This is a genomic window from Micromonospora sp. NPDC047467, assembly GCF_040643095.1.
Lineage (GTDB): Bacteria > Actinomycetota > Actinomycetes > Mycobacteriales > Micromonosporaceae > Micromonospora.
Map to the genome: position 1 here is coordinate 172,925 of NZ_JBEYTO010000004.1, position 25,147 is coordinate 198,071.

18 protein-coding genes are annotated in these 25,147 nt (G+C 68.9%); 11 read left to right on the forward strand and 7 right to left on the reverse strand.

The window, feature by feature from the left end:
* Positions 1 to 27: 27 nt before the first annotated feature.
* From ABZ780_RS13380 to ABZ780_RS13390, 3 genes are read right to left on the reverse strand one after another with little or no spacing between them, the layout of a single operon-like run.
* Positions 28 to 1,167, reverse strand: coding sequence for a site-2 protease family protein (locus ABZ780_RS13380; RefSeq protein ID WP_357486030.1), 1,140 nt, complete (start codon positions 1,165 to 1,167; stop codon positions 28 to 30).
* On the reverse strand, positions 1,164 to 2,480 hold the full coding sequence (locus tag ABZ780_RS13385; protein WP_357486031.1) for a 7-cyano-7-deazaguanine synthase: 1,317 nt from the start codon (positions 2,478 to 2,480) through the stop codon (positions 1,164 to 1,166). Before ABZ780_RS13385 ends, ABZ780_RS13380 begins: the two co-directional genes overlap by 4 nt.
* Positions 2,477 to 3,229, reverse strand: a complete 753-nt coding sequence (locus ABZ780_RS13390; protein WP_357486033.1) for a hypothetical protein — start codon at positions 3,227 to 3,229, stop codon at positions 2,477 to 2,479. Before ABZ780_RS13390 ends, ABZ780_RS13385 begins: the two co-directional genes overlap by 4 nt.
* Positions 3,230 to 3,398: 169 nt before the next feature.
* Here ABZ780_RS13390 and pglW point away from each other — a divergent pair, with 169 nt between their 5' ends.
* From pglW to ABZ780_RS13430, 8 genes are all read left to right on the forward strand, one after another.
* The gene (pglW, locus tag ABZ780_RS13395) at positions 3,399 to 7,529 is read left to right on the forward strand and encodes a BREX system serine/threonine kinase PglW (protein ID WP_357486035.1); all 4,131 of its coding nucleotides are present in this window, start codon (positions 3,399 to 3,401) and stop codon (positions 7,527 to 7,529) included.
* Between the two features lie 93 nt (positions 7,530 to 7,622).
* Positions 7,623 to 10,898: a DEAD/DEAH box helicase gene (locus tag ABZ780_RS13400; protein ID WP_357486037.1), complete on the forward strand. Its 3,276-nt coding sequence runs from the start codon at positions 7,623 to 7,625 to the stop codon at positions 10,896 to 10,898.
* 74 nt (positions 10,899 to 10,972) lie between these two features.
* Complete coding sequence (locus ABZ780_RS13405) at positions 10,973 to 13,075, forward strand: prolyl oligopeptidase family serine peptidase (protein WP_357486038.1); 2,103 nt, start codon at positions 10,973 to 10,975, stop codon at positions 13,073 to 13,075.
* Between the two features lie 99 nt (positions 13,076 to 13,174).
* Entirely contained in the window at positions 13,175 to 16,690 is a 3,516-nt protein-coding gene (gene pglX, locus ABZ780_RS13410; RefSeq protein ID WP_357486040.1) for a BREX-2 system adenine-specific DNA-methyltransferase PglX, read from the forward strand.
* 158 nt (positions 16,691 to 16,848) lie between these two features.
* Entirely contained in the window at positions 16,849 to 17,187 is a 339-nt protein-coding gene (locus tag ABZ780_RS13415) for a helix-turn-helix transcriptional regulator (RefSeq protein ID WP_357486042.1), read from the forward strand.
* Positions 17,188 to 17,202: 15 nt separating this feature from the next.
* Positions 17,203 to 18,069, forward strand: a complete 867-nt coding sequence (locus tag ABZ780_RS13420; RefSeq protein WP_357486044.1) for an ImmA/IrrE family metallo-endopeptidase — start codon at positions 17,203 to 17,205, stop codon at positions 18,067 to 18,069.
* The gene (locus ABZ780_RS13425; RefSeq protein WP_357486046.1) at positions 18,066 to 18,680 is read left to right on the forward strand and encodes a hypothetical protein; all 615 of its coding nucleotides are present in this window, start codon (positions 18,066 to 18,068) and stop codon (positions 18,678 to 18,680) included. The genes ABZ780_RS13420 and ABZ780_RS13425 overlap by 4 nt, the downstream gene beginning before the upstream one ends.
* A gap of 76 nt (positions 18,681 to 18,756) precedes the next feature.
* Positions 18,757 to 19,761, forward strand: a complete 1,005-nt coding sequence (locus ABZ780_RS13430; protein WP_357486048.1) for an exonuclease domain-containing protein — start codon at positions 18,757 to 18,759, stop codon at positions 19,759 to 19,761.
* Positions 19,762 to 20,025: 264 nt separating this feature from the next.
* Here ABZ780_RS13430 and ABZ780_RS13435 read toward each other — a convergent pair whose 3' ends face one another.
* The 4 genes from ABZ780_RS13435 to ABZ780_RS13450 all read right to left on the reverse strand — a co-directional run bounded on the left by ABZ780_RS13435 (position 20,026) and on the right by ABZ780_RS13450 (position 22,104).
* Entirely contained in the window at positions 20,026 to 20,448 is a 423-nt protein-coding gene (locus ABZ780_RS13435; RefSeq protein ID WP_357486049.1) for a hypothetical protein, read from the reverse strand.
* Between the two features lie 202 nt (positions 20,449 to 20,650).
* Positions 20,651 to 20,938 carry a hypothetical protein gene (locus ABZ780_RS13440; protein ID WP_357486051.1) on the reverse strand — a complete coding sequence of 96 codons (288 nt, stop codon included), beginning with the start codon at positions 20,936 to 20,938 and terminating at the stop codon, positions 20,651 to 20,653.
* Positions 20,939 to 21,032: 94 nt separating this feature from the next.
* Positions 21,033 to 21,233, reverse strand: coding sequence for a DUF397 domain-containing protein (locus ABZ780_RS13445; RefSeq protein ID WP_357486053.1), 201 nt, complete (start codon positions 21,231 to 21,233; stop codon positions 21,033 to 21,035).
* A complete protein-coding gene (locus tag ABZ780_RS13450) occupies positions 21,226 to 22,104 on the reverse strand; it encodes a helix-turn-helix transcriptional regulator (protein ID WP_357486397.1) in 879 nt (292 codons plus the stop codon). The genes ABZ780_RS13445 and ABZ780_RS13450 overlap by 8 nt, the downstream gene beginning before the upstream one ends.
* Positions 22,105 to 22,470: 366 nt before the next feature.
* Between ABZ780_RS13450 and ABZ780_RS13455 the strand changes: the two genes are divergently transcribed.
* From ABZ780_RS13455 to ABZ780_RS13465, 3 genes are read left to right on the forward strand one after another with little or no spacing between them, the layout of a single operon-like run.
* On the forward strand, positions 22,471 to 22,785 hold the full coding sequence (locus tag ABZ780_RS13455) for a DivIVA domain-containing protein (protein ID WP_357486054.1): 315 nt from the start codon (positions 22,471 to 22,473) through the stop codon (positions 22,783 to 22,785).
* A complete protein-coding gene (locus tag ABZ780_RS13460; RefSeq protein ID WP_357486056.1) occupies positions 22,782 to 23,039 on the forward strand; it encodes a hypothetical protein in 258 nt (85 codons plus the stop codon). Before ABZ780_RS13455 ends, ABZ780_RS13460 begins: the two co-directional genes overlap by 4 nt.
* The gene (locus ABZ780_RS13465) at positions 23,036 to 25,081 is read left to right on the forward strand and encodes a hypothetical protein (RefSeq protein ID WP_357486057.1); all 2,046 of its coding nucleotides are present in this window, start codon (positions 23,036 to 23,038) and stop codon (positions 25,079 to 25,081) included. Before ABZ780_RS13460 ends, ABZ780_RS13465 begins: the two co-directional genes overlap by 4 nt.
* The last annotated feature ends 66 nt before the right edge of the window (positions 25,082 to 25,147 follow it).

Below are 25,147 nucleotides of genomic sequence, written 5' to 3' on the forward strand. Positions count from 1 at the left end.
GTGGGTGGGTGGGGTGGGTGGGGTGGGTTACTGGGCGGCGGCTGAGGTGCGGAGGGTGCCTCGTTGGACGGCTCGGCTGATGTCGCTAGGGGAGATGATGCCGGTGAGGCGGCCGTCGTCGGTCACCACCAGAGCCCGGCCGTCGGCGCACTCACTGAGCCGGGGGAGCAGGTCGTTGAGTTGTTCCCCCGCCTGGGCGAGGACCAGTTGGTCGGCCCGGCAGGCCACCTCGGCCAGCGTGGTCGACGCCCGCCGGTCGGCCGGTACGCCCCGCACCCGGTCCAGAGTGACCAGCCCGGTCGGGCGGCCCTCCTCGGTCAGCGGCAGCGCCGAATGCCGGTACGCGAACAGGTAGTGGTCGACGAAATCGGCGACCGTCATGTCCGCCGAGGCGGTCTGCGGCTGTGGGGTCATCACGTCGGCGACCCGGATCCCACGCAGCGCGCTGCCGGTGCGGGCCTGCCGCTCCTCCATCCCGGCGGCGCCGATCAGGAACCAGCCGATCAGCACCAGCCACAGCCCACCGAACCCAACGCCGGACAGGAACCGCCACAGGCCGAGACCGATCAGCAGCACGCCGAGCACCCAGCCGGCCCGAGCGGCGACCACCGAGGCCCGCGTACGGTCGCCGGTGGCCTTCCAGACGGCGGCGCGCAGCAGCCGGCCGCCGTCCAGGGGTGCGGCGGGCAGCACGTTGAAGATCGCCAGCAGTACGTTGATGCCGGCCAGCCACGCCACCGCCCCGAGCAGCAGCCCGCCCTGCCCGGCCAGCGCGAGCAGCGCCGCGATGGCACCGAAGAACGCCCCGAGCAGCAGGCTGACCAGCGGGCCCACGCCCGCGATCCGCAGCTCCGCGCCCGGGTCGCGCGGCTCGCCCCTCAGCTCGGCCACCCCGCCGAACAGCCAGAGCGTGATGCCCTCGACCGTCAGGCCGTTGCGCTTGGCCACCACGGCGTGCGACACCTCGTGGGCGAGCAGGCCGACGAAGAAGACCACCGCCGCGGCCAGCCCTGCGATGGCGTACGCCACCGGGGAGCGGTCAGGATACGAGCGGGGGAACTGGTTGGCGGCCAACGCCCAAGCGATCAACGCGAAGATGACCAGAACGCTCCAGTTGACACCGACCGGCACACCCGCGATCCGACCAAGTCGGAAGCTCGCCCTCATCCCCGGCTCATACCCGCAGATGGCGCTCTCATGCCGGCGGGTGTGATCGGGCAGCCGTGCCGGGTGAACATCCGTCGGAACTCCGCCCGGCCGCGCTCGACCACGTCGAGCAGCGGCCCGGGATCGACGTCGCCGGGCAGCGGCGTATCGGTAGTTAGGTCCCGAACGGAGAAGGGATTGGATAGCCAGCGTTGTAGTGCCCGGCGATCGACGGCCCCATCCGCCCGATCACCCAGCAGCCAGACATCTGTCTTGTACGGGGTGCTATCAGCCCCCAGTGCGGCAAGTAAACCCGAGTGACGTACGAGGCAGGGGTAGCAGTGCCCGCAGTGGTAATGCCTCGCGTTGGGCCGATCCCGTGGCGGGTGTCCGCAGCTCACGGTGGCCTGGGTGAGGGTCGTCGGGCTCAGCCCGGCGCTCAGGGCGCGTTGGCAGACCTGCCCCTTGGTCAGGTGCAGATAAGGGTTGACGACGGTCACCGCGCCACCAAGCGCACGAATGAGAGAGTTGAGCAGGTGCAGCGTGCCGGGATGGACAGACTTCGTGGAGCAGGCGGCCACCCGAGCCGCGGTGAGCGGCGGGTTGATGGCGAGCTGCCCGTTCTCGGGCACAGCGACTTGCGATACCTCGTGGGCGGCGGCCAGGTAGATGGCAGTGGCGAGGTAGAGCAATCCGCGGGTACGCGCCGATGCCTCGAGTTTCCTTCTCAGCCGCACCTGCTGTGAAGCCTTGAGTTGTGCGATATCGCGCCGGGCGGAACTTGTGATGACAGTGAGCGCCTGGTCTTGTTTGCGGCTCCATTGTGGTTCGAAGTACGAGACCAACAGGAGGGGGCCATCTGCGACATCGGCGCGCTCCGCTGCCCAGGCCGTGGAGTCGAGCCCTCCAGAGAACAGGGCGATTTCCTCTATGTCGGTGTAGGTGGTGCGTGCCTGCTGAGGCCATCGCTGGGCACCGGGACGGACGGTGATCACCCAGCTGTCCGCGCTCAAGGTTTCCAAGAGGCGGGTCAGCAGTTGCAGTGTCGAAGGGCTCCAGGCGTCGGGATTGATCACCTCCACGGACAGGTCGAGCCTTCGGGTCCAGCCGTCGAGGGAGCGGTCGCGCAGCGACAGCTTGTCAACCAGGTACGCGGCTCGGGCGATCTGCAGCAGGTCCTGCGCCCAGTCGGGGCGGTGCTTAGGCACCTCTGCCAATTTCTGCAACCGCTCATCGGCGTGAGCAAGTGACGGCCAGCCGATGGTCTCCCGCATCGGCTCCATGGAGGTTCGGCCGCTGGCGGCGTAGTGGTAGGCGAAGCTCCCCGAGCTCATGCCGCCAGCTCCAAGTCGCTGCCGCCGAGCCCGAGAGCCGCGGTCACGGTGGTGGTGAGCAGGTCCTTCGCGACGTCTGCGAGCCGTGGTGGCGCAGGCCCACGTTTGGCTGCCTCGGCGCAGGGGTTTGGCAGCACCCTCGTAACCTGATCAGCGACGAAGTCAGCGACAACGTCCGTGGGGTCGAGGATGACCAGTGCTGGCATCGCGATCTTGACGTTTTCGGCGATGAGAATGTGAACGAATTCGCCGACCACCTCACCGAAGAACGCCTGGTACAGCGCGCAAAACAACTCGCCGGGCAGCCTTGCTGGGCGATCGGCGTTGGCAAACGGACCATCGGAATCCACAAGGCTCGACGCGATCCGTAGGGCGGCTCGGCGGACAGCCGCGTCCACGATCAGTTGACCGTCGCCCGCAACGTGGCTGACGAATCCGCGGACGAACTCATCGGGGTTGCTCTGCGCCACTGGTAGGCCAGCGCTTCGGCTGAGGTCATCCAGCAGTTCGATAAGCCGTCCGCCGGCCTGTTTAGCCGCGTCTTGGATGCCGAACGCGTCGGGGTCCGCGATCAGCGCGTCGCGCAGCGCATCCTGGTATCGGGTAGCGATGACCTCGGCGCGCCGTCGGTCAGGCTCGAGCAATTGGTCAGGCTGGCTGGCAGAGTCCGGTTTCCATCTGCTCAACCGGTCTTTGGCGCCGGTCCAGCCCGCGTTCTTTGGCCCAGGTAGACGGGACGAGGTGCCCATGCAACCTCCCGGAGGGGTGGGAAGGCATTGCGGGAAGTCTATTGATACGCAGGGTGCGTGGCCAGATCCATTCCGTGCGCAAGCTGCGGTCGTCGCTGATCAGTCTCCGGAAAGGTAAAGTGCGCAGGCTGAGCCGGAACATGGACGGCCAGGGCGGAAGGGTCGGCGGATGCGGGAGGATTCACCGCGCTGGGAGCAGATCAACTCCAGCTCGTACGTCTGGGAGCAGGACGGGCTGCGTGAGTTGGCCGGCTACCTGCCCGACACCGACCCGTACCACGTGTGGACGAATGTCGAGTTCGTCGGCGCCGACGGCTCGATCAACGAGGTCGACGCTCTGGTGCTCGCGCCCAGCGGGCTCTACGTTCTGGAGCTGAAGCACTGGCAGGGTGAGATCCGCGGTGACGGCACCCAGTGGGTGCGCCGGGCACCGAACTCCCGGCTGATCCCGGAGGACAACCCGTACATCCTGGCCAACCGAAAGGCGAAGCGGCTGGCCAGCCTGATCCGCTATTACGCCAAGCAGCACGGACGGCAGCGCGAGACGCCCTATGTCGGGGCCGCCGTGTTTCTCCACGCGAAAGCGATGCGAGCCGACCTCGATGCGATCGGCAGCCAGCACATCTACGGGCTGGAGGAGCATGACTCGGGCCTGCCCGGTCTGAAGAAGCTGCTGCTGGCCCTGCCCCGTAACCCGGACCATCTGGTGGACGAGGCGCGTGGTCGGGAGATCGTCGAGCTGGTACGCGGGGCAAAGATCCGGCCGTCGGTGGCGGACCGCAAGGTCGGCCAACTGCTGCTGCATCCGAAGCCCTTCGCGGAGGGCCTCGGTTGGCAGGACTTTCTCGCCGGGCACGCGCTGGACACCTCGCTGGTGCGTCGGGTGCGGTTCTACCTGACCAGCCGGGCTGCCGAGCACGAGGTGCCGACGATCCGTAAGGCGGCGGAGCGGGAGTTCCGCCTCTTGCAGGGCATCCACCATCCGGGGGTGGCCCGCGCTCACGACCTGGTCGAGCATTCGTGGGGCCCTGCGGTCGTCTTCGACCACCAGCAGGACTGGGTACGCCTCGACCAGTGGTTGCTCAGGCGCGGTGACGCGTTGACGCTGGCCCAGCGCTTGCAGTTGGTGCAGGATCTCGTCGAGATCATCGACTATGCGCACTCCCGCCGGCTGGCTCACCGGGCGCTCTCGCCCCGGGCGATCTATGTCGGTGACCCGGACGGGTCGCGTCCGACCCTGGTGGTCACCGATTGGCAGACCGGCGGTCGGCTGGCCGGCACCACTCAGCTGACCCGGCTGGGCCCGTCGAGCGATCCGGCCAGTCTGGAGTTGTTCTTCGACGACGAGGTTCGTCGTTACCAGGCGCCGGAGGCGGAGAACGCCACCCGGCGGCCGGGCCATCAGCTTGACGTGTTCGCGCTCGGCGCGTTGGCGTACCGGATCTTCGCTGGGGCGGCGCCGGCTGCCACACCGGAGGAGTTGATCAACGCGGTCCGAGACGGCGGGTTGCACCTCGATGCCGCCGTCGATGGGATGCCGGACAGGCTCGTCACCCTGGTCTACGACGCGACCCGAGGTGACCCGGCGCACCGGCTGGCCAGCGTTTCCCGCTTCCGCAGGGACCTGGAAGAGGTCTGGGACGAGCTGACCGCACCGGAGCCGGAGCCGGTGACGGACCCGCTCTCGGCCCACCGGGGGGACCAGCTCGACGGTGGCCTGGAGGTGAAGGACCGGCTCGGCTCCGGCGCCACCGCCGTCGCCCTGTTGGTGACCCGGCAGGACGAGTCCCGCGATCTGGTGTTGAAGGTGGCCCGGGACGAGCAGCACGAGGAACGGCTGACCGCGGAGGCGCACACCCTCACGAAGTTGAAGCATCCGCAGGTGGCCGCGTTGGTCCAGGGTCCGGTGCGGGTTGGCGGCCGGACCGCCCTGCTGATGGAGAGCGCCGGGTCGCGCACCCTCGCCGAGGAGTTGCGTGGTGGCCGGTTGGCGCTGGACCTGCTGGAGCGGTACGGGCGGGATCTCCTCGACATCGTCAATTACCTCGACGGGCAGGGTGTCTGGCACCGCGACCTGAAGCCTGCGAACCTGGCGGCCCGGCCCCGCCCGAAGGACAAGCAGCCACACCTCTGCGTCTTCGACTTCTCGCTGTCGTCGATCCCGGCCGACCAGATCGGCGCGGGCACGGTCGGCTACCTCGACCCGTTCCTGGGCCCGCCGCGCCGACTGCGCTACGACGCGGCGGCGGAGCGGTTCGCGGCGGCTGTCGTCCTCTACGAGATGGCGACGGGCACCCTGCCTCGGTGGGGCGACAACGCCAACCCGGCGGTGGTCAGCGACGAGGTGGCCCTCGACCCGGCGGCGTTTGACCCGGCGGTCGCCGACCGGCTGGTGGAGTTCTTCGGCCGGGCGCTGGCCAGGGACGCAGCCGCTCGGTTCGACACGGTCGACGAGATGACCGATACGTGGCGGGCCATCTTCCAACAGGTCCCGCAACCGGCCGTGACGCCGGTCGGGCCGGTGCCGGCGGTCGTGGGCCTGACCCGTGAGTCGCCGCTGGAGGTGACCGAGCTGACCGCGCGAGCCCGCTCGGCGCTGGAGCGGCTCGGCATGCACACCGTCGGTGACCTGCTGAGCGCCGAGCCTTCGGCGTTGACCAGGGCCAAGGGGGTGCCGGACGCCACCCGCAAGGAGATCCTCGCCGTCGGGCGGGCGTTGCTAGCGGTGCTGCCCGGCGACAGCGAGCCGACTCCCACCGACGAGCAGCCGCTGGCGCAGGGCGTGGAGTCGCTCTGCGCGACCCTGCTGCCAGCCACCACGTCGCGCAATCACCGGACCTTGGCCGTGCTGCTCGGGCAGGCACCCGCGGATGACGGCACATTCCTGTGCTGGCCGGCCCAGAGCGAGGCCGCCCGGGCCACCGGTCGGAGTCAACCGCAGATCTCCAAGCTGTTGAGCGCACAAGCCCGGACCTGGCTGGCCAACCCGGCACTGGAGGCGGTTCGCAACGAGCTCGTGGCGTTGCTCGACGCCCGCGGTGCCGTGATGTCCGCCGAGGAGTTGGCGCAGTCGTTGATCGCTGCACGCGGCTCCTACACTGCGGCGCCGAAGCGGTTGCCGCAGGCGGTCGGGCTGGTCCGCGCCGCCGTCGAGGCTGAGCTGAGCACCGGCGGGGACGCCCGGTTGGCCATCCAGCGGTTCCGTACCTCCAACACCATCCTGGTCGGTCGGGAGCCGGACGACCCGGCGTCGGACGTCACCGCCGCGGACTTCCTCGGGTACGTGGTGGAGCTGGGCAGTCGGGCCGTCGAGCTGGCTCTCGCCGACCCGCTGCCGACCCGGCAGCGCGCTGTCGAGGAGCTGCGCAGGCTGCCCTTGCCGGCTGGCATGCCGGCGGTAGCCGACCTGCGGCTGTTGCAACTCGCCGCCGTCGGAAGCAGCGATCGGGTCGACGTCAACGCGCAGGGGCAGCTCTATCCGGTGGGCATGTCGGCGGAGCGCGCGCTGCGGTTGTCGGTCGGTGGCCTGATCGGCCAGCGGCTGGGGCCGCAGCAGATTCGTGACCGGGTGCACAGCCGGTTCCCCCGGGCGGAGCGCGTCCCGGAGCGGCCGGCCCTGACCGACCTGCTCGCGGCGGCCGAGGTGCCGCTGACCTGGCATTCACAGGAGCGGGTGTACGGGCCGGTGAGCACGCCAGCGTCGGTGACCGGCACCCGCCTGGCCACCACCCATGCGCCGTTGCTCGGGCTGACCGCCGCCGACGAGGTGGGCGACAAGCTCGCCGCGGCCATCGATCGGCGAGCTTTCCTGGCGGTGCTGGCACCGCTGCGCAGACTCGTCCCGGCCCGGCGGGCGCTGCTGGCCCGGCTGCCATTGATCGAGGTGGACGTCACCGCGATCCTGCTGGACCGGCTGCGCACGCTGGGCTTCCCCTGGGAGGCGATCGTGGCGGCCGACAACGGCTCACCCCTGGATGCCGACTTCCGCAGCCTCGTGGATCTGGTGCGGCACCAGGTCGTGCCGGCGCTCAACGAAGCGATCGCCGCCGCCGACCGGCCGGTGTTGATCACCGAGGCGGCGCCGTTGGCCCGCTACGGGCAGCTCGGGCTGCTCCAGGAGTTGGCCGACCCGACCAGACCTCGACCGGCGGCCCGGCTGCTGCTGGTGCCCGCCCGTCGACCTGACCCGGCGGTGCTGGACGGGACGCAGTTGCCGCTGACCTCGCCGGCCAGCCAGTCGCTGTGGCTCGCCGACGATTGGATCGAGTCGTCGGGCCGGGCGGTATCGCCGACGAGTTGAGAGGGAGACGCCCGGAGCGGTGACGCTTCGCCCCTCGGATGGCATCTTCGTTGCTGGGCGCCGGAAGCGGTGAGCCAGCGAAGGGATTGAATTATGGCGAAGCTCGTGTTGACGCCGGCCGAGGCCGCGCTCTATGAGCTGGTCGGCTCCCGGATTTTCGTGCGCGCGCGCCAGCTGCTCGAACGCGGGAAGCTGCTGGACGTGACGTGGGATCCGGAGACCGGGCAGGGGCATGGTCGGGTCGACGGCAGCGCAACCGGCCGGGTGGTGGCCACGGTGCGGCTGGGCGCCGACGGCATGATCGAGGCGCTCGATGGTTCGTGTACGTGCGGGCAGGCCGGCTGTGCCCACCCTCCCGCGCTGGTGCTTGCGATGCTCGCTGAGGCCGAGCCCCGGAGACCCCGCCCGGCGCGGCCCACGACGAGCTGGGAGCGGGCGGTCTCCGCGTTGGTCCGGGACGTCGCCCCGCCGCCGGTTGTGCCGGAGTCGGAGCCGCCTGGGCTCGGCCTACAGTTCGAGGTCGTCTCTCAGGGCCCGGACGCTGCGGCGGGTTTTCAGGTCGACCTGCGGCCGGTGGTGCCGGGCCGCACCGGCTGGGTACGTTCCGGGATCAGCTGGTCGACGCTGAGCTACACCTATTTCGATCGGTCGACGCGGACCGAGCGGCACCGCCGACTGCTCGTCGAGATCGCCCGACTGTCGCGTGCGGACACCGACCCCCTCGACCACTACTACGACAGCAATCGGCGTGCGGTCGCGCTACACGAGTTCGCCAGCCGGCGAATCTGGGACCTGCTGGCTGAGGCCGACGAAGCCGGGCTGCCACTGGTGCAGGCCGGCAAGCGCGCCGGGCCGGTCGTGCTGGGCCGTCCGGCACGGCTCTCGGTGCAGGTCGGTCGACTCGATGGGGAGCTGGTGCTGGCGCCGACATTGTCGGCCGGTGGCGCGCCGATCCCCGTGTCGCGCGTACTCCTGATCGGTGAACCGGCGCACGGCCTCGCCGGGTTGGGGGAGCTGGGCGGGCCTGACGCCCGATCCGGCGTACCGGCACTCTGGTTGGCGCCGCTGGCCGGGACGCTGCTGCCGGGGATGGTGCGGGCGCTCGCCGGGCCGGCGATCCGGGTTCCGGCAGCCGACGAGCAGCAGTTCTTCGACCGCTTCTACCCGGAGCTGCTCCGCCAGGTGGACGTGTTCGCCGCCGATCCGGCTGTCCAGCTTCCGACGGTCGGGCCGGTCACGCTGACCGCGACGGTGAGCCCCGAGCCCGACCACCGTCTCCGGGTGGGCTGGGAGTGGCATCGGGTCGTCGGTGGCCAGCGCCACCCCGAGCCGCTGCGGGACGGGATGGCCGCCGAAGCGGACGAGCGTCGTGCGGAGCTGCTGCGGCGGGTCGCCGACCTGGTCGCCAAGCCGGTACCCGAGCTCCTGGAGCCGTCGTCGGCCGGGCCCCGGCTCGCCGCCTCGGTGAGCCTCGCCGGCGATGCCCTGATCCGGTTCGTCAGTGACGTCCTGCCGCGACTGGCCGAGCTCGACGGTGTCGAGCTGGTCACTCCGTCGGATGGGGCGCTCGACGACTATCAAGAGACGTACGCCGCGCCCACCATCACCTTCGCCGACGGCGGTGCGCCCGGCGAGCACGACTGGTTCGACCTGTCGGTGCGGGTCACCGTCGGTGGGGAGCAGGTCGACTTCGTCGAGCTCTTCGCGGCGTTGGCGCAGGAGCAGCAGTACCTCATCCTGCCCAGCGGCACCTACTTCGCGCTCGAACGACCGGAGTTCCAGCAGCTGCGGGAGCTGATCGCCGAGTCCCGGGCACTCGCCGACGCGCCGCCCGGGGTGTTGCGGGTCGGCCGGTTCCAGGCGGGGCTCTGGGACGAACTGGCCGAGCTGGGTGAGGTCACCGGCCAGGCCGCGGCCTGGCAGCGGTCGGTACGCGCGCTCAGCGAGGCGGAGCACTCCGCCGAGCAGCAGATCCCATCCGGGGTACGAGCGCAGCTTCGCCCGTACCAGCAGGATGGTTTCCGTTGGCTGGCCACCCTGCACGACCACGGGCTCGGTGGCGTCCTCGCCGACGACATGGGGCTCGGCAAGACCCTGCAGACGCTGGCGCTGATCTGCCACGCGCGCGCCGAGGCGCCGTTCCTGGTGGTCGCCCCGGCCAGCGTCGTCCCCAACTGGGTGGCTGAGGCGGGCCGTTTCACTCCGGAGTTGGACGTCCGGGCGGTCACGCAGACCGCGGCACGGCGCGGTGCACCCCTGGCCGAGACGGTGGCCGGCGCGAACGTCGTGGTCACCTCGTACACGCTGTTCCGGCTGGAGTACGACGACTATCGCGCCATCGAGTGGGCCGGGCTGATCCTCGACGAGGCGCAGTTCGTCAAGAATTCGCAGTCCCAGGCGCACCGCTGCGCGAAGCTGCTGCCGACCCCGTTCAAGCTGGCGATCACGGGCACGCCGATGGAGAACCACCTCGGGGAGCTCTGGGCGCTCTGTTCGATCACCGCACCCGGGTTGCTGCCGCGCGCCGACCGGTTCACCGAGTACTACCGAACCCCGATCGAGAAGGAGCGGGACGCGGAGCGGCTCGCCCAGTTGCGTCGCCGGATCCGGCCGTTGATGTTGCGCCGACGCAAGGCGGACGTTGCGGCCGACCTGCCGGCCAAACAGGAGCAGGTCGTCGAGGTGGAGCTGGACCGCCGGCACCGTCGGATCTATCAGGCGTACCTGCAGCGGGAGCGGCAGAAGGTCCTCGGTCTCCTCGGCGACCTGGAGAAGAACCGGTTCGAGATCTTCCGGTCGTTGACGCTGCTCCGGCAGGCGAGCCTCGACGTGGCGCTGGTCGACCCGAAGCACCAGAATGTGCCGGCGACGAAGCTGGACGTGCTCACCGAACGGGTCAGCAACCTGGTCGCGGAGGGGCACCGGAGTCTGGTGTTCAGCCAGTTCACCCGCTTCCTCGGTGCGGCCCGCCAACGCCTTGAGGCGGCCGGGATCACCTGTAGCTACCTGGACGGGTCCACCCGGGACCGGGCTGCCGTCATCGACGGTTTCAAGAGCGGCGACAGCCAGGTTTTCCTGATCAGCCTCAAGGCCGGCGGCTTCGGCCTCAACCTCACCGAGGCCGACTACTGTCTGCTGCTCGACCCGTGGTGGAACCCGGCTGCGGAAAACCAGGCGGTCGACCGGACGCACCGCATCGGCCAGACCCGCAACGTCATGGTGTATCGGCTGGTCGCCAAGGACACCATCGAGGAGAAGGTGATGGCGTTGCAGGCGCGGAAGGCGGAACTCTTCAGCAGCGTCCTGGACGGCGGCGAGTTCGCCTCCGCGCAGTTCACCGCCGCCGACATCAAGAGCCTGTTGGAGTGAGCGGCACCGGCGACGGTGTCGCCATGCCGACATCTGAATATGGACGCGGCTCACCCGTCGGGATAGTTGCGAGGGTGGCGAGGCTGACCGACGAGGGCGATGACCCGTACCTCTGGCTGGAGGAACTTGACGGCGCGGACGCTGCCAGGTGGGTCTGGAACCGCAACGCGGAGGTCGTTGCCGCATTGACCCACGGTGCGGCGTTCGCGGGTGTGCGGGCCGAGATCCGGCAGGTGTACGACGACGAGGAGCAGATTCCCTATCCGGGCTGGCTCGGGGACGGCTTCTACTACAACTTTTGGCGCGACGGGACGCATCCTCGTGGGCTCTGGCGGCGGACGACCCTCGACCAGTACCGCCGCCCTGAGCCGGAGTGGGACGTGCTGCTCGACGTCGACGCGTTGGCAGCCGAGGAGGGCGAGAACTGGGTCTGGAGCGACGTGGCGGTGCTGCGGCCCGGTTACGATCGCGCCCTGATCAGCCTGTCCCGGGGTGGTGCGGACGCGGTCGTGGTGCGCGAGTTCGACCTCGGGAGCCGTGCTTTCGTCGTGGACGGATTCACGCTTCCCGAGGCGAAGAGCGGCGTCTGTTGGATCGATGTCGACACCATCTACGTCGCCACCGACTTCGGGCCTGGCTCCCTGACCACCTCCGGCTATGCCCGGGTGGTGAAGCGGTGGCGGCGCGGCAGCCTGTTGGCCGAGGCCACCGTTGTCCACGAGGCGCGGGCAGACGACATCGCCGTGTACGCCTCGCACGACCCGACACCCGGGTACGAGCGCGACTTCGTGGGCCGCTTCCTGGACTTCTACCGCCGCGAGAACTACCTGCTGACGGAGGCGGGCGAGTTGACCCGGATCGCCGTGCCGGAGGACGCGCGGTGGGACGTACACCGGGATTGGTTGTTGATTCGACTGCGGTCGCCGTGGGCGGTTGGGGGAGTGACGCACCCGGCTGGCGCCCTGCTGGCGACCCGGTTCGACGCGTTCCTGGCCGGTGGCCGGGACATGGCGGTGCTGTTCCGGCCGGATGGTCGCACGGCGCTGAGCTACCACTACTGGACTCGTAACCACCTGATCCTGGGCACCCTTGCCGATGTGAAGAGCCGGTTGGAGGTGCTGACGCCCGGCGAGACCGGCTGGCAGCGGGAACCGCTCGCGGGAGTGCCGGAGGTCGACCACAGCCACATCGTGGCGACCGACCCGGACCACAGCGACGACTACCTGCTCGCCTCGGAAGGGTTCCTGCGACCGGCGACGTTGCGGCTCGGGCAGATCGGCGGAACGGTCGAGGTCCTCAAGCGGGAACCGGCCATGTTCGACGCGGCGGGCCTGACCGTGCGTCAGTTCTTCGCCACCTCGGCAGATGGCACGCGGGTGCCGTACTTCGTCGTGGGCGACCCGGACGCGCCCGGCGGCCCGACGCTGCTCACCGGGTACGGCGGGTATGAGCAATCCCTGGTCCCGGGGTACGACGGCGTGATCGGGCGGGGGTGGCTGGCCAGGGGCGGCACGTACGCGGTGGCGAACATTCGGGGTGGCGGGGAGTACGGCCCGGAGTGGCACCGGGCCGCGCTGCGGGAGAACCGGCCCAGGGCGTTCGAGGACTTCGCGGCCGTGGCGGCCGACCTGGTGACGCGCGGCATCACCACACCGGCGCAGCTCGGCATCGAGGGCGGCAGCAACGGCGGCCTGCTGATGGGCGTGATGCTGACCCGTTACCCGGCACTCTTCGGAGCGGTCGTCGCGCAGGTGCCGCTGCTGGACATGCGGCGATACCACCGGCTGCTGGCCGGCGCGTCGTGGATGGCCGAGTACGGTGACCCGGATCGAGAGGCGGACTGGGCGTACCTGCGCGAATATTCGCCGTATCACAACACCAATGGCGACTCGTCGTACCCGCCGGTCCTGCTCACCACCTCCACCCGCGATGACCGGGTGCACCCCGGTCACGCCCGCAAGATGGCGGCCCGGCTGCGCGAGCATGGCCACGAGGTGTCCTACTACGAGAGCGTCGAAGGTGGGCATGGTGCGGCGGCGAACAACGAACAGCGGTCCTTCGTCTGGGCGCTGACGCTGGAGTTCCTCTGGCGGAAGCTGCGCGGGTCGGACCCCGGGTCGGTGGCGCTGCCACGTCAGCACGCCCCTACCAACGAGCCGATAGTCGACGGGCGCTGACGCCCCGAACGTCCCTGTGGCGCGGAAGAACCCGTGATGTCGTGGCCGATGACGATTCGGAGTAGTGGCAGCCGGAGGGACAGACCTTAGGATCTAGCGGTGATCGAGCTGAGGGCATTGCAAGCGCAGGTCAAGACCCTGGTGGAGGACCTGCGCACGCAGGTCGCGGAGGCGCACGGGCTACGCGCGGAACTGCGCCAGGAGTACGACCAGGCGCACGCCGCCCAGCGGGTCGGCGGCAGCTTCGAGACCTGGCTTGATGATGTGCTCGACCAGGCGGCGGTGGCCTGGGTGCTCGGCTGCGTGTTCGTCCGGTTCTGCGAGGACAACGGGCTGGTCGAGAAGCTCTGGATCGGCGGAGCTGACCCGGCTGCGCCGGCCGAGCGTGCCGTGCAGCACCGACAGGCGTACCTGATCGCCAACCCCCGGAACAACGACCGGCACTGGCTGCGGGAGGCGTTCGGCTACCTGGCCGAACTGAAGGCCACCGGCAAGATCTTCGACCAGCACAACCCGCTGTGGCGCTTCGACATCTCCGGGCCGGCCGCCGAGGAGCTGAGCGACTTCTTCCGGCGCGGGCCCGGCCGGGAGTCGCTGCGCCGCGACGACCTGAACACCCGCTTCCTGGGCGACCTCTACCAGGACATGTCGGCGCACGCGAAGAAGACGTACGCGCTGTTGCAGACCCCGGAGTTCGTGGAGGAGTTCATCCTCGACCGCACCTTCGAGCCGGCGGTCAAGGAGTTCGGCCTCGCCGCGACCAGCGTCATCGACCCAACCTGCGGCTCGGGCCACTTCCTGCTCGGCGCGTTCCACCGGCTGGTGGACAAGTGGCGGGACCGGGAGCCGGCCACCGACGTCAGGGTGCTCGCCGATCGGGCGCTCGGCCAGGTGACCGGCGTCGATATCAACGGCTTCGCGGTGGCGATCGCGCGCTTCCGCCTGCTGATCGCCGTGATGAAGGTCTGCGGCCTGACCAAGCTGGAACGGACACCAGCCTTGCCGATCCGGGTGGCCACCGGCGACTCGCTGCTGCCGTGGGGGGCGTTCAGCTCCCGGGCGCAGGGCGACCTGCTCGCCGAGATGGAAGGCAAGGCCGTCTTCGCGTACGAGAGTGAAGACGCCGATCTGCTGAAGGACTACCTGGCCGAAAACCTGTACACGGTGGTGGTCGGCAACCCGCCCTACATCACCGTTTCTGACAGCGCCCGCAACCAGCTCTACCGCAGCATCTACCCGACCGTATGCCACCGGCAGTATGCGTTGACCGTGCCGTTCGCCAAGCGCTTTTTCGACCTCGCTAAGCGCTCTGATGAGCATGGTGAGGGGGCCGGGCGCGTAGGTCAAATCACAGGTAACGCCTTTATGAAGCGCGAGTTCGGCAAAAAGCTAATTGAAAACTACTTCGCCCACGAGGTCGAGTTGACCGAGGTAGTCGATACCTCCGGCGCGTATATTCCCGGACACGGCGTCCCGACCGTCATCTTGGTCGGACGTGCCAACAATCGCCGCCGCAAAGCAACGCTACGCGCCGTTCTTGGCCTGCGAGGCGAGCCGTCTGTCGCCGAAAACCCAGGTGAGGGTCGAGTCTGGACGGCGATCGTCAACCAAGTAGACAGCCATGGCTCCGAATCAGATTGGGTTAGCGTAACCGACCTCGCCCGCGACCAACTGACAAAGCATCCCTGGAGCCTCTCGGGCGGCGGTGCTGCTGACCTCATGAAGGCGCTGCGCGAATCCGGAGCGATGCGGCTCGAATCAAAAGTGGAAGAAATCGGGTTCGGTGCTGTCACGCGCGAGGACGGTGTCTATATGGTTGGTGACGGCTACTTGCGCCGCCGCCGGGTGCCAGAGCGCTTCCGTCGGGCGATTGTGGAGGGAGACGCTGCGCGGGATTGGACAATCACATCTCCGACAATTTCTGTTTGGCCTTATGACGAGCAGACCCTGGAAGCTGCGGGTGAGGCGACTGTCGAGGCCGCGCTTTGGCCGATGCGTTCGGTTCTTGCCCAGAGGGTCGCCTATGGTAGTACCCAGATCCAACGTGGGCTTCGCTGGTTTGAGTATTCGATGTTCTTCAAGAAACGCTATCGGGTTCCGCTCTCAATCGCTTTCGCCGCAATCACCACCCATAATCATTTTGTATTTGATCGCGGAGGCAAAGTATTCAAGGATTCGACGCCGGTGATTAAGCTATCCGAGAGTGCAGGCGAAGATGGTCATCTGAATCTGCTCGGCCTGCTGAATAGCTCGACTGCCTGTTTCTGGCTGAAGCAGGTGAGTCATGCGAAGACGGGTGCTGACAATTCGAGTGGTGGCGGAAATCGGTGGAGTCCGGAGCCTTGGTACTCCTTCTATCAATTCAACGGGACTAGATTGCAGGAGTTTCCGCTGCCTTCGGCGTACCCGTTGGGGCGGGCGCGGGAACTTGATGGGCTGGCGCAGCGGCTCGCTAGCTTGACCCCGGCGGCGGTTGCCGCCTCGGGGGTGCCGACCCGGCAGCGGCTCGCGGAGGCTGAGGTGGAGCACTACTCGGTGCGGGCGCGGATGATCGCGTTGCAGGAGGAGTTGGACTGGGAGGTCTACCGGCTCTACGGGCTGATCGACGAGGATCTGACCTGCGCCGCCCCGCCGGAGCTGGCGTTGGGGGAGCGGGCCTTCGAGATCGTGCTGCACACCAGCGGGGCGCAGACCGAGTGGTTCAACCGGCACGGGTCGAAGCCGATCGACCGGCCGCAGCCGCACTGGCCGGCGGAGTATCGGTCGCTGGTGGAGCGGCGGATCGCCACCATCGAGTCCAACCGGCACATTGGGCTGATCGAGCGGCCGGAGTGCAAGCGGCGCTGGTCCACCGACGGGTGGGAGAAGATGCAGTCGGTCGCGCTGCGGGACTGGCTGCTCGACCGGTTGGAGTCTGCGGAGCTGTGGGCGGGGCAGCCGACGCCACTGTCGGTGGCGCAGCTCGCTGACCGGGTCGGTGGCGATCAGGAGTTCCGGACGGTGCTGGACCTGTGGGTCGGGCACGACAGCTACGACCTGACTCGCACGCTGGGGCAGTTGCTCGCCGACGAGCACGTGCCGTACCTGCCGGCGCAGCGCTACAAGCCGGCCGGGCTGCGCAAGCGTGCGCAGTGGGAGCGGACCTGGGCGTTGCAACGTCAGGAGGACGCGGGGGAGAAGGTCGAGATCCCGGTGCCGCCGAAGTACGCCTCGGCGGATTTTGCGCGGCCGTCCTACTGGAGGGCGCGCGGCAAGCTGGATGTGCCGAAGGAGCGGTTCATCTCGTACCCGCAGGCGGGGCGGGACAACGACGGTAGTGAGCTGCTCGGCTGGGCCGGCTGGGACCACCTCAAGCAGGCGCAGGCGCTCGCCACCGTCTACCTCGACCGCAAGACGCAGGAGGCGTGGCCGGCGCACCGGCTGCTGCCGCTGCTCGCCGGGCTGGTCGAGATCGAGCCGTGGCTGCACCAGTGGCACTCGGGTTACGAGCTTGGGTTCCCCGGATCGCCGGCCGAGTTTTTCACCGACTTCATCAACGCGGAGCTGGCCCAGCTCAGCTCCGACCGCTCGGCGTTGGCGCTGCTGCGGGGCGTGCCGGAGCTGCTCCGAGAGTGAGGATGCAGGAGTGGCTACCCGGCAGTCTGACCCCTGCCCTGACCGTGGGCAGTGTCGGCAGGACGTCAATCCAATCCTGTCGAAGATGGTGGGCGCACGCGGGCGGTGTGTAGACTGAATCAAACGACGTGATCATGATTCAGTTTGGGGAGTAGATCATGGCCAAGGTCGATGTAGGTCTATCGATTGAGCGTGCCAGGACGGCTGCCGACCTTAGTCAGCGGGCCCTTGCCGAGCGGACGGGCATCTCCCAGGCCACGCTGTCGCGCATCATTTCTGGCGACCGGGCGGCGAAGATGCCGGAGATCGTGGCGATCGCCTGGGCGACGGGGCATACCGTCGCCCAGCTCACCGGGGCGCAGACGGTGGCCGACCGCGCCCAGTATGCGGCTCGGGCCACCAACGGTTCCGGAATGGATGAGATGCGTCGGGCGCTTCTGCATTTCCTGGAACTGGACGACTACCTCGATGAGCAGGCCATCCCGGCAACGATCTGACCTTGGTGGTTGACCGTGAACGCTGAAGTTGAAGGGTGTGCCGCTGCCGCCCGCTTCCGCAAAGAACACCGCTTGGGTGTGCAGCCGCTGGGTGACCTCATCGCGATCATCGAGCAGGCGATCGGGATTGACGTGGCCGTGCTCGACGCGGGACCGGACGAGCACGGCCTGACAATGCGAGACCCGAAGCGCAACATGATGTTCGTCGGCGTCGCCCGCTCCCGCCGCCCTATGCGGCAACGCAGCACGCTTGCCCATGAGCTCGGCCACGTGCAGTTCGGCGACTGGGCGGACGCCGACGCCGGCGACCTGAGTGCTCGGTCCCCTGCTGAGATTCGAGCTGACGCCTTCGCTCGGCACCTGCTGCTTCCCATGGAGGGCCTGCGCGACTTCCTCGACGAACGGGAACAGCCAACGACTCGATCCGTCCTCTCCGTCGTCGTCCAGCGGTTCCTGGTCTCGCCCGCCGTCGCAGCCATCGCGCTGCACCAGGGTGGCTACATCGATGCCGCCACCAAGACGGAGTGGATGGCGCTCTCCGCGCCCCAGCTTGCCGTACGTTTCGGGTGGATCGACCAATACCAGGCGCTGCAAGCCGACTCCGACAAGCGGCGGGCGCCGCAACGCCTGCTCGCCCGCGCGACCAAGGGCTATGTCGAAGGTGTGCTCCCCGTGCAGGCCATCGCCAACCTGCGAGGCATTGCCGCGGAGGCCGCTGAAGCCGAGTTGCGGGACGCGGGCGTCGTGCCCGTTGATCGCCCGATCGCCTGGCTCGATGCCGCTGAGCTGCCTGGGGTTCCGATCGACATGGCCGCGCTGGACGCGGATCTGAGCGAGCCAGACAACCCGCCGGATCGAGGCATCGAGGCAGACATCCCGTGAACCAACGGCCGATCATCGACGCCGGGCCCAGCCTGAACTTCCTCTCGATAAACCGTGAGCGGCTTCTCATCGGCGTTCTCGGCCCGCTCAGCGCCCCGGAGACGGTCCAGGCCGAGGTGATGCGCAAGTCTCGCGACGACCCGCGTTTCCGACCCGCCGCCACAGTGTGGCGAAAGCTGGCACCGCGCTGGCTGCAGATCCTTTCCGACGACGAGACACCCGAGCTCGCTGCAGTGGTTCACAGGATCACCCGGCAACCCATGCGCGAGCGGCTGAGACAGTCGACGGATCTGGGTGAGGTGATGGTGGTGGCGCACGCTGTTGTCGCTGCCGAAGCCGGTGAGTCGACGACCGTGCTCATTGATGATGGGGCGGGAGCGCGCCTGGCCACCGCTGAAGTAGGTCGACTGCAACGACTTCGGGCTCAAGGCCGCACGGTGGGGACGATCAGACTGGTGAGCACGCTGACGGTCCTGGAACGCGCGGCGGGCAGCGAACACATCCCGGACAAGGCCGCGATGCGCGATGTCTACGAGCGGCTACGCGGTCTCGATGACGGCCTGCCGCCGGTCGACACGACAAACCTGATGTCGACGGCCTGCTGGCGGTAGCCGGGCCGAAGGAGAGCCGCTATCGACCAGGGGTAGGTCGTGAGGCCCGGAGTGGCGAGGCCGGCTGGCTGGGCGCGTGGAGCCACCGTCCGTAAAGGTCAATGATCTGGACCGATCGTCGGCACCTGCGGGGTCACGTATGCAAGATCGGTCAGCCAAGATCTTCAGGCGTACTGATCAACGCGAAGCCTTCTCGCCTGATTCATGCGGGAGGTCGCGCGACGAGACCGCCGGGAGACCCCTCAACGTGATCAACAAGTTCGCCGGACGCTGTGGCAAGTGCGGGCAGCGGGTGGCAGCCGGAGCAGGGCAGGCCCTCAGGATCGGCGGCGGCTGGAGCTCGTTCCACGATGCCTGCGCGCCGGTCCAAACCGCGCCGCCGGTGAGAAACCACCGTGGGTGGCACGACATGCCGGTAGTCGGCTTCGACATTGAGGGCACCGACCCTGAACCGCAGGACACCCGGATTGTCACCGCGGCGCTCGTGTACGCCGATGGCACGGCCAGGACCTGGCTGATCGATCCGGGGGTGCCGATTCCGGCCGGCGCGACCGCGATCCACGGCATCACCGACGAAATGGTGCGTGACGCCGGAGCGTCACCCCGGGAGGCGCTGGCCGAACTGGGTATCGAGATCGCCAAGCTGATCGCGGACAGCACGCCGCTCGTTGCCTTCTGCGCCCACTACGACGTCACGGCGCTCCACACCGAGCTGGCCCGGCACGGCCTGCCGGCCGTGGAGTGGGAACGTGCCATCATCGTCGACCCGTCGATCCTGCATGCGGAGGTCGAGCCCAGGTGGACCAATCGGCGGCAGCTCGGCGACCTCTGCGGGTTCTACGAGGTCGAGCTCGCCACCGCCCACGACGCGGTGAGCGACGCCAAGGCGGCGGCCGGAATGGCCGTGTCGATCGCAGCCCGCCACGAGCGGATCGCCCTGATGCGACCCGACGACCTCCACCGAGCGCAGGTCACTTGGTACGCCGAGCAGAAGCGCGACCTTCAGGCGTACTACGACAAGCAGGGGCGCGACGTGTCGGTCAGCCTGGAGTGGCCGCTGGAGACCAAGCGTCGTCGGTAGATGCTGCGCGAGATCCAGACAGCCGCCGCTGTTGTATTTCCGAAGGTAGAAAATGACCGTGGTAGGTCACTGAACAGGGTTACCGGGCACCCGTTTCGCGGAACGGGTGCCCGGCGATCGGCGTGACTGTCTACAAGCATCGCCCGAATCCCCAACTGATCAGCGATCCGCCGGATCGCTCCGATCACGGACGCCGGATCCCGGCGGCCTCGACAGCCAACCTGGTCGCACGCTCACGCAGGCGATGGGTGAGGCCAGCGAACCCTAGAGTTGGCCGCGACGGCTCTTAACGCCCCAGCGCTTGCACTCGTCGCACTGCGTTTGCCAGAACATGGTGCTGGCGATCACCGCCTCGGGTGTGGCTCGCTCATTTCGTGGGTCGGGCTTGCGGTTGACGCCGAAGTAGCCAGCACCGGGGAAGCCGGCGCGAGGGCCGCCGACGTGGACCACGAGGGAATCCAGAGGTGGTAACTGGCGCTCCCGGCAACGGTGGTGAAAGGCCGCCATGAACTCCGTGACCAGGTGCGACTCGCCGCCTTCGTGCAGATTCTGCGGGTTCGGCAATCCGGCGGCCTGGAAGACCCGTGCGTAGGCGACCGTCTGCCCACGGTCCTCGGCACCGTTACTGATCACGAAGTCGATCGCCGCATCGACCTGATCCCCGGTGAACTCGTGTTTGCGGGCCATGGCCGGACGATACTGGCGCATGTCTCGGCGCGGCAGGGCAGGTTCGGTCGAGAAGCCGACCGATCGGGCCGAGATTCCTCTGCCATGCTGGACAGCTTCCTGGCAATCGCGGCGCGGGCTGAGGGTTGAGGCTCCGCAGGCGGACGACTCCGCTGATCCAGCCGGGTTCCGGATCCGGGCCACCCGAGGCGCAACGGGTGGGTCAATTTCGCGGCCAGCAGCGGCGGCACGCACCTTTGCCCCGGTCACGAGCGGAAGCGGCGCTCACGCACTCCACCTTGTTGATCCTGCGGCCCTTTTTCTCTGCCTGGCGGACGCCCTGGCGGTAGCCAGGACAGGCGGTATCTCGATGGAAGGTACGACCTCCGGTGGTCACGATGCCGAGCGTCCCACCCGGCGGCCAGCGATTTTCGAGCTGGACCTGCACAGCTTGGGCATCCTTCGCCTGTTTCCTGCGTCGCTCGCCGTTGCGTCGTCCGTTGAGCTCCATGGCCCGATTGTTGCCGTCGCAGTGAACGCCGTCGAGCCCTCGGATCCGGCGGCGTGCGCGGCCTCCGAGCCATCGGAGGCCGCGCGGCCAACCATCATTGACTGATAGCGCCCGCCTTTGCGGCTCGGACGAGCGCCGTCCATGCGGCCGGGCCGAACGTCAGCACCGGGCCGGTCGGGTCCTTGCTGTCGCGCAGCCCGACGACGCCGGGCAGGTTGTCGGCGACCTCGACACAGTTGCCGCCGTTGTTGCTTCGGCTCGACTTGCGCCAGATGGCACCGGTCAGGTCAGGCACGGGAGTACTCCTCTGCGACTTCGTGGATCAGGCTCTTGGAACGGGACTCGTTGAGGGCGCGGGCCGTCATGTCGGCCCAGATGCTGTTGTAGGCATTGGTCTCGTGTGGCTTGTCGAGGTAGATCGCGCCGGTTGCGGCCTCCAGATAGGTCACGGGTGGTTCCGCTTCTCGGCCGTTGCCGACCTGAGGAAACTCCAGGATCGAGAAGGCTCCTGCCATCGCCCCGGCATGCAGCCCGGCAGAGAAATTCAGCACCTGGACGGTTACGTTCGGTAGCTCCGCAGCCTTCAGGATCTGATGGAGTTGCTCATTCATGATCGTGGCGTTGCCGACCGGGCGACGCAGTACAGCCTCGTTGATTATCACGCTGAGTTGCGGCGCGGAGAACCGGGTTAGAAGCGACTGTCGCTCAACCCGGAGCTGAACGGCGCGTTGTTGCTCGGCGGTGTTCGCGGCGTCGATCGAGCCGCCGGGTATCTGAAAGACGCGCTCGGCGTAGGCACGCGTCTGGAACAGGCCAGGAACGAGTTCCGCCTCGTACTGGCGGATTCTGGATGCTCCGGCCTCAAGGCCGATGTAGAGCTGGAACCAGCGCGGCAGGCCGGAGCCAATGTAGTCGTGCCACCAGTTCTTGTTCTCCCGAGTGGCCGCTGTCATGGCAAGTAGTAGCTCGGAGTCTTCGGGGGACGCGCCGTAGAGGTTGAGCATCTGCTGCACATCGGCCTGCCGGAAACGGACGTGCTCGGCGCCGCTCTCGATCCGGTGCAGCGTCGCTCGTGCGCGGTCCAGTTGCTCGGCAGCCTGCTCCATCGTCAGCCCGGCCGCTTTGCGCAACGCCTCCAGCTTGCGCCCGATCTGTCGGCGCAACATGGTCGAGCCGGTTACTGACTGTGACACTGTGTTCCCCTCCTCGATTGCGGTCCGTAGACGACCGTCTGGCCAATTGAAGCGCCCTAACGTCTCACAATCAATAGACACGCTACAGGCAGTGCATTCGCTTAGTAATCTTGTAAGGGAGACATCCTGATTGCGATGTTGCAATTGCGCCTTGTCGCTGTTTAACTGCCTCTGCGGCCACTGTGGAGTTCGTGCAGCTCAGTGACCATGACTGCCCTGCTGTCGTACCGCTGATGAGAGCTGCGGTGGCAGGTGCCGGGGTGGGTCCGCCAGCGCGGGGCGGGCCGGCGGGCCCACTCGTTCACAGGTCAATCTCGACGGTGAGAGGCAGGTCCACGTATGCGCGTCTTCTTTCGGCGTGTCCGGCGTCGGCAACGATCGGCCCACGGGCCGACCAGCTACCGGTCGGCGGTCTACCATCCGCTGCGGCCGTGGCAGGTGCGCGAGCGGCGGTTCCGTCCGACCCCGCTCGGCCGGCGCGGCTTCGAGCCCGGTGAGGTACGGGAATTCCTCGACCGGGTCGCCGATGACCTGGCGATCGTCTACGACGCACTGGCCCAGAGTCGCCGCGAAACCGAGCGGATCAAGGACGCGTTGCGCCACTGGCAGTCGGTGCAGGCCCGCGCCCGCAACGAGCGGAGCCAGGGCCAATGAGCGAACGTTGGGTCATCCACCTGCCCGCAGTCGCGGGTGACCTGTCCTCCGCGCAGCGGCTCGCCCGGGTGGTGGCGCACTGGGCGCACGTCCTCCCGCAGCTCGAACCGGGCGGCACCACCGTCTCGGCCGAGGACGACCAGAACGTACGCCACTGGGCCTTTTGCGACCGGGTCCTGCCTGGTGGCCGACGCTGCCAGCTCCGCCCCGACCACGACGGTGCCTGCTCCCGGCGGGCGGTGCGACCGCGATGAGCGGCGTACCCGTGATCACCTGCCCAGACTGTGCCGGGCTCGCCTTCCAGGTGCGGCGGTGCCAGTGCACAAGCGGTGGCGACCGGCTGATCGTCGAGTGGGACGCCGGGACGGATCAGCCCTACGCCGACTGCCAGCTCTGTCGCGGCGACGGTAGCGTCGCGGTGCCCTGCCGGCCCTGTGCGCGCAACGGTCGACGGCGGGCGGAGCTGGTGCTGACCGTCGTCAACCTCGACACCGGGCTTGCCGCATCCCGGCAGCTCCGGCCAGGCCGCCTCGCGCCCGAGCCCGATCCGGGCGGCGGATGGCAGGTGCCGCTGGCACCGATCCTGCGGGAGTTGGCCGACGCCGCGGGCGTCCACGGTCTGCGCGAGCACTGGCGGCTCGACGGTGCACCGCCGTACCCGGCACTCTGGCTGCCTCGGCGGTGGCAGCCCGACCTGCCCGCCGCCGAACGGCACGCCATCGAGGCCGAGGTGCTCGCCGGTCAGGACTACGACCCGTGGTGGGTCCTGCTCGGCCGGTCCAGCGAGAACCCGCCGCCCCCGGATCCGGGTCAGCGCCTGAGTCGGCTCTGTGCGCTGGCCGACCTGCTGCACCTGGATCTGGTGGTCGAGGCTCGGCGGTGCGACGGCGAGGTTGCCTGGGACGTCCGCTACGAGATGCCCGGCGGGGAGGTGCCGGCCCAGGCCCAGCTCAGGGGCGACGACCTGCGCACCGCCGTCGCCGCCGCCACAGTCGCCGAGGCGATGTACGGGCTCGACGTCCGAGGGCTCAGCGCGCCCGCGTACACCGTGCGGTTGGCCTCCGACGAACCGACCGTGCCGGTGGCGATCGACCTTGACCTGGTCGAACGCCGGGTCGTCGCGGACCTCGCCACCGGTGCGCCCGGCGCGCAGGCGATCTGGCGGAATCGCCGGTGGTGGCACACCCAGCTACATCCCGGCGGCGGCGTCGAGGTGCTGCACGAGCGCGCCACCGGTCAGGTCGTCCGACGCCGGGTCACCACGCTGCTGCGGGCCGGGGAGCCACCCGACCCGACCTGGTGGGGAGAGCCGGTCGACTGGCGGGCCTGCCGCGACTGCCGCCCGGACAGCCGGCTACGGCGCTGTCACTGCCGGCTTGGCCGCCCGACCGCGGACCCGGACTGCCCCCGCTGCGGCGGCGCGGGGATGGCACCCTCGGCGCTGGCCTGCCACACCTGCCGGGACAGCCGCCGGATCTACTTCGCGCTGACCGTCACGGTCACCGACCTGACCCGCGCCACGCACACGCTGTGGCGCCCGTCAGCCGGCGAGCCGGCGACGCTGGTCGCCACCCAACCCGGCGGCAAGCCCGTTTATCAGCTCCGCGACCACTACCGGGCCGCGCGCCTCGCGGCGAACCTCGGGGTACGCCCGCAGGACCTCACCCACCTCGACGACGCGCCCGGCCACGGCGTGGGCCAGGACCTGTGCGACGGAACCGTCACCGTCGATGGTCCGGACGTGGAACCGGCCCGCCACTACGTCTCCTCGGCCGCACGGGGACGCCCCGGTGCCCGGCTGATCGTGCTGGCCCAGGTGCCCGACGCCCCGCCGCTGGTCGACCTGATCAGGCTCGCCCTCGGGCTCGATGTGGCTCTGGCGGTCACCGTCTGCGACTACCGGCTCAACGCGGCCGACCCGCTGCTCGTACACGGCGAGCGGTGGCGGGTGCAGGTCGTCCACCCTGACGCACCCATCGAACCGGCTCCGGTGCTGTCGAGGTCCCTCCAGGCTGCCGTCGCCGACTGCCTCGAACACCTGGACAACGCCCTGCTCGCCGTCGTACCCCGGGACCCGGAGCAGCCGGTGCCCGCGCCTGGGCTCTCCGTGCCGCCGGTCGTCGCCGACCCGACGGCTCTGCTCAGCCGACTCGGACGTCACTACGCCGGCCAACTCGTCACCGCCCGCTTCACGCGCGGCGGGTGCCAACTGCACCTCGGCCAAAGGGACGGACCGTTACCGCTGGCCCGAGCGGCCACCCTCGCCGACGCCGTGGCCGCCCTGCGCCTGGCGTGATCCAGCCGGAGTTCCTCTCGGCCGAGCCGCCCGGCGGGTGGGCCGAGATGCGGCTACACCTTAGGA

Coding starts and splice junctions, on each gene's coding strand:
- ABZ780_RS13380 (WP_357486030.1), bottom strand. CDS start 1,167: ATGAGGGCGAGCTTCCGACTTGGTCGGATCGCGGGTGTGCCGGTCGGT.
- ABZ780_RS13400 (WP_357486037.1), top strand. CDS start 7,623: ATGGCGAAGCTCGTGTTGACGCCGGCCGAGGCCGCGCTCTATGAGCTG.
- ABZ780_RS13450 (WP_357486397.1), bottom strand. CDS start 22,104: ATGTTGCGCCGACAGATCGGGCGCAAGCTGGAGGCGTTGCGCAAAGCG.
- ABZ780_RS13415 (WP_357486042.1), top strand. CDS start 16,849: ATGGCCAAGGTCGATGTAGGTCTATCGATTGAGCGTGCCAGGACGGCT.
- pglW (WP_357486035.1), top strand. CDS start 3,399: ATGCGGGAGGATTCACCGCGCTGGGAGCAGATCAACTCCAGCTCGTAC.
- ABZ780_RS13460 (WP_357486056.1), top strand. CDS start 22,782: ATGAGCGAACGTTGGGTCATCCACCTGCCCGCAGTCGCGGGTGACCTG.
- ABZ780_RS13385 (WP_357486031.1), bottom strand. CDS start 2,480: ATGAGCTCGGGGAGCTTCGCCTACCACTACGCCGCCAGCGGCCGAACC.
- ABZ780_RS13390 (WP_357486033.1), bottom strand. CDS start 3,229: ATGGGCACCTCGTCCCGTCTACCTGGGCCAAAGAACGCGGGCTGGACC.
- ABZ780_RS13435 (WP_357486049.1), bottom strand. CDS start 20,448: ATGGCCCGCAAACACGAGTTCACCGGGGATCAGGTCGATGCGGCGATC.
- ABZ780_RS13440 (WP_357486051.1), bottom strand. CDS start 20,938: ATGGAGCTCAACGGACGACGCAACGGCGAGCGACGCAGGAAACAGGCG.
- ABZ780_RS13465 (WP_357486057.1), top strand. CDS start 23,036: ATGAGCGGCGTACCCGTGATCACCTGCCCAGACTGTGCCGGGCTCGCC.
- ABZ780_RS13455 (WP_357486054.1), top strand. CDS start 22,471: ATGCGCGTCTTCTTTCGGCGTGTCCGGCGTCGGCAACGATCGGCCCAC.